At 70.5% G+C, this 3,399-nt stretch carries 3 protein-coding genes and 1 pseudogene; 2 read left to right on the top strand and 2 right to left on the bottom strand.

Annotated features, from left to right (window positions below):
• Both D588_RS27465 and D588_RS0122680 read right to left on the bottom strand, forming a co-directional pair.
• A pseudogene (locus D588_RS27465) lies at nt 1–143 on the bottom strand (signal recognition particle-docking protein FtsY); the annotation flags it as partial.
• A gap of 409 nt (nt 144–552) precedes the next feature.
• Nucleotides 553–1,260 (bottom strand): AraC family transcriptional regulator, encoded by a 708-nt coding sequence (locus D588_RS0122680; protein WP_017911046.1) that lies wholly within the window; start codon nt 1,258–1,260, stop codon nt 553–555.
• 172 nt (nt 1,261–1,432) lie between these two features.
• Here D588_RS0122680 and D588_RS0122675 point away from each other — a divergent pair, with 172 nt between their 5' ends.
• The gene (locus D588_RS0122675) at nt 1,433–2,377 is read left to right on the top strand and encodes a 4-hydroxyproline epimerase (RefSeq protein ID WP_017917622.1); all 945 of its coding nucleotides are present in this window, start codon (nt 1,433–1,435) and stop codon (nt 2,375–2,377) included.
• The coding region (locus D588_RS0122670; protein WP_017917621.1) for an FAD-dependent oxidoreductase at nt 2,374–3,399 on the top strand (1,026 nt) is incomplete at its 3' end. The genes D588_RS0122675 and D588_RS0122670, both read left to right, overlap by 4 nt.

Genomic DNA, 3,399 nt, shown 5'->3' with positions numbered 1-3,399 from the left:
GGCGGCGCCGACGGCGCAGGCGCAGCGGGCTCGGCGCTTGCAGGCTTGGGGAAGGCGGCGGCCAGTTCCTCGATGCTGTAGCGCTGGGTGCGGCTCTCGCCGGCGTTGTCCTGGGGCTTGTTGCGGCGGAATAGGCTGACCATGGATGACGCGTGGACCGGAAACGAAGAATGCTACCACTTGCGACCTGAGCGGCCGGTGCAGCGGGGCGGGCTGGGATGGTTGGCAAGGTGGGCTTCGGGCGTCGCGACTGCGTGTGTCGCGCCAGGCGCGGTTCCTGGCCCTTTGCGGGATCAGCCGCGACAGGCGGGTGCCCACTGAAGCACAGTCGCAGGGTGCAGTTGCGGAATTGCCATGGTTTTTCGACGTAATGGCTCCGCCGCACCCTCACCCCAACCCCTCTCCCGCAGGGAGAGGGGCTTGTCACTGTGGGCGCGGGTGTTCCTGGGGAGTCGAAACTGCTCCTGCGACAGCCTCAACAGCGTCGCGATCCCAACGCCCGCATTCAGCCAAAAAACCAATCCCCATTCCCCATTCCCCATTCCCAGCTCTTTACAGCTTGCCCTTCATCGACCGGTAGTCGCGCGGGGTCATGCCCACGGTGGCCTTGAACTGGCGGGCGAAGGCGCTCTGGTCGGCGAAGCCGCACAGCTGGCCGATGCTGGCGATGCTGTCGTCGCCGTGCAGCAGGCGCATCGCCGCTTCGATGCGCATCTTGGTCAGCAGTTGCTGCGGGGTCAGCTGGAACACGCGGCGGAAGTGCCGCTCCAGTTGCGCCACCGACAGCTCGGCCAGGTCGGCCAGGGTCTGCACGCGCAGGTTGTCGCCGTAGTGCGCCTGCATGTGTTCCATGGCGCGGCTGATGCGCTCGTAGGCGGAATGGCGGCTGTCCGGCTGGCCCAGGTCGCGGGAGATGCCGACCACGCCGATCACCTCCTCGCCCTCGCACAGCGGGCGCTTGAAGGTCAGGCACCAGCCGGGGGTGCGGTTGGGGAACAGGTGCACTTCCAGCTGGTTCTCGATCACCTCGCCGCACAGCACGCGCCGGTCCTGCATCAGGTAGCTGCCGCCCAGCGGCAGCGGGAACACGTCCGCGGCCGACTTCCCGATCAGGTCGGCGCGGTATTTCTTGCCCAGCCGCCGCACCAGGGTCAGGTTGACGTGGGTGTAGCGGCCGTCGCGGTCCTTCACGAAGAACACCACGTCCGGCAGGGCGTCGAACAGCGTCTGCAGTTCCAGTGCCGAAATCAGAGTGTCCATGGCGTTCACCTGCGGGAGTGGGCGGCGGTGCGGGCGCGCCGTCGCGCGTCCCCTGAATGCCGATGCTAGCCTAAGTCGACGCCCTGGGGCGTCGCCGGGTTGTGCGAACTTCCGCATTGGCGACAGGCAAACGCTGCTAGCCGGCGGCGGTGCCGAATGTGAGCATGGCCCCATGCATACACTCGATGTCATCGACTCGCACAGCGCCGGCGAACCGACCCGTGTCGTCGTCTCAGGCTTCCCCGATCTGGGAACCGGTTCCCTGGCCGAGCGCCGGGAGCTGTTCCGCACGCGCTTCGACGCCTGGCGCAGCGCCATCGCCTGCGAGCCGCGCGGCTCGGACACCATGGTCGGCGCGCTGCTGCTGCTGCCGCCGGTGGCCGCCGATGCCTGCGCGGCGGTGATCTTCTTCAACAACGTCGGCTACCTGGGCATGTGCGGCCACGGCACCATCGGCCTGGTGCGCACGCTGGCCGAACTGGGCCGGCTGAGCGCGGGCACGCACCGCATCGAGACGCCGGTGGGCACGGTCGGCGTGGAACTGCACGCCGACGGCCGCGTCTCGGTCGACAACGTCGAGAGCTACCGCCACGCCACCGGCGTCGAAGTGCAGGTGCCCGAGTATGGGCGCGTGCGCGGCGACGTCGCCTGGGGCGGCAACTGGTTCTTCATCACCGAACAGACGCCATGCGCGCTGGAGCTGCGCCACCAGCGCGCGCTGACCGCCTACACCGAGGCAGTGCGGCTGGCGCTGGAGGCGGCGGGCATCCGCGGCGCCGACGGCGGCGAGATCGACCACATCGAGATCAACGGGCCGGCGCCGGACGCCAGCGCCGATGCGCGCAACTTCGTGCTGTGCCCGGGCCTGGCCTACGACCGGTCGCCCTGCGGCACCGGCACCAGCGCCAAGCTGGCGTGCCTGGCCGCCGACGGCAAGCTGGCGCCGGGCCAGGTGTGGCGCCAGCAGGGCATCCTCGGCAGCGTGTTCGAGGGCAGCTACACGGCCGGTGCGCGCGGGGTACTGCCGCGCATCACCGGGCAGGCCTACATCACTGCGCGTGCGCAGTTGCTGATCGATCCGCAGGATCCGTTCGCCTGGGGCATCGGCGCCGCATGAGCGGTTTCGACCTGATCGTCGTCGGCGCCGGCATCGTCGGCGCGGCCTGCGCCGATGCGGCGGCGGCCGCCGGCCTGCGCGTGGCGATCGTCGAGTCGGGCAGTATCGGCGGCGGTTCCACCGCCGCGGCGATGGGTCACCTGGTGGCGATGGACGACGATCCGGCGGAACTGGTGCTGTCGGCGTACTCGCTGCGTTTGTGGGAAGAATTCGCGCCGCTGCCCGAGGCCGAGTTCAGCCGTTGCGGCACGCTGTGGGTGGCGCGCGAGGCGCGCGAACTGGAGGCGATTCCGGCCAAGATCCAGCGGCTGGCCGCGGCCGGCGTGCACGCCGAAGCGCTCGATGCGCAGCGCTTGTATCAACTGGAGCCGGCGCTGGTGCCGGGCCTGGCCGGCGGCATGCGCGTGGCCGCCGAGGCGGTGGTGTATCCGCCGCGGATGGCGCGCTATCTGGTCGAGCGCGCCTGCGCCGCCGGCGCGCAGCTGTACGCCGGGCGTCGCGCCACTGCGCTGGCCGATGCCGGCGTGCGTCTGGACGACGGCAGCCTGCTGCATGGTCCGGTATTGGTCGCCACCGGCTGCGCCGTGCCGGAGCTGTTGCCGGAACTGCCGATGCGCGCGCGCAAGGGACAACTGGTGATCACCGACCGCTATCCGGGCTTCGTCGCCCATCAATTGCTGGAACTCGGCTACGCCGACAGCGCGCACGGCAGCGACGGCAGCAGCGTGGCGTTCAACGTGCAGCCGCGGCCGACCGGGCAACTCCTGATCGGCTCCTCGCGCGAATTCGATGCGACCGACCGCACGGTGTCGATGCCGATGCTGCAGCGGATGCTGGAGCGCGCCTTCGCGTTCCTGCCGGGCCTGCGGCAACTGCAGGCGATCCGGGTGTGGACCGGCCTGCGTCCGGCCACGCCGGACGGGCGCCCGTACCTGGGCGCGGTGCCGGAGCGGCGCGACGTGTGGGTCGCGGCCGGCCACGAGGGCCTGGGCGTGACGACGGCGCTGGGCAGTGCGCGCCTG

The organism is Xanthomonas sp. SHU 308, assembly GCF_000364645.1.
GTDB classification, from domain to species: Bacteria; Pseudomonadota; Gammaproteobacteria; order Xanthomonadales; family Xanthomonadaceae; genus Xanthomonas_A; species Xanthomonas_A sontii.
This window is presented reverse-complemented; position numbering and strand designations above follow the sequence as displayed.